The following is a 756-nucleotide window of genomic DNA, read 5'->3' as shown; positions in this document are numbered from 1 at the left end:
TCAACGGATAAAAGCTACCCTGGGATAACAGGCTTATCTCCCCCAAGAGTCCACATCGACGGGGAGGTTTGGCACCTCGATGTCGGCTCATCGCATCCTGGGGCTGGAAGTAGGTCCCAAGGTTGGGCTGTTCGCCCATTAAAGCGGTACGCGAGCTGGGTTCAGAACGTCGTGAGACAGTTCGGTCCCTATCTGTCGTGGGCGTAGGAAATTTGAGAGGAGCTGTCCTTAGTACGAGAGGACCGGGATGGACGTACCGCTGGTGTACCAGTTGTTCCGCCAGGAGCACCGCTGGGTAGCTATGTACGGAAGGGATAAGCGCTGAAAGCATCTAAGCGTGAAGCCCCCCTCAAGATGAGATTTCCCAGTATGTAAGACCCCTTGAAGACGACGAGGTAGATAGGTTGGAGGTGGAAGTGCAGTAATGCATGGAGCTGACCAATACTAATCGGTCGAGGGCTTATCCTAAAGATAAGACGCAATGAAGTTTCGGATCCAGTTTTCAGGGTGTAACACCTTGAAGGTATGTAGAAGTACATACGACAAGCGTATGGCGATTCATTCACACAATCTGTGATGAACCGAATAACCTTACGGAAGAATTTGCGGAGCAAATTCATGTTTGGTGGCGATAGCGGAGGGGTTCCACACGTACCCATCCCGAACACGACCGTTAAGCCCTCCAGCGCCGATGGTACTTGGACCGCAGGGTCCTGGGAGAGTAGGACGTTGCCAAGCAAAAAGTAAAAAGGATCA

At 52.0% G+C, this 756-nt stretch carries 2 rRNA genes; both read left to right on the top strand.

Going from position 1 to position 756, the window contains the following annotated elements:
• Positions 1–468: ribosomal RNA gene (locus C400_RS0126000) — 23S ribosomal RNA — on the top strand; the annotation flags it as partial.
• Between the two features lie 153 nt (positions 469–621).
• Positions 622–738: ribosomal RNA gene (rrf, locus tag C400_RS0125995) — 5S ribosomal RNA — on the top strand.
• Positions 739–756 lie beyond the last annotated feature (18 nt).

Source organism: Paenibacillus sp. ICGEB2008 (assembly GCF_000307675.1).
Classification (GTDB): Bacteria; Bacillota; Bacilli; order Paenibacillales; family Paenibacillaceae; genus Paenibacillus; species Paenibacillus polymyxa.
This window is presented reverse-complemented; position numbering and strand designations above follow the sequence as displayed.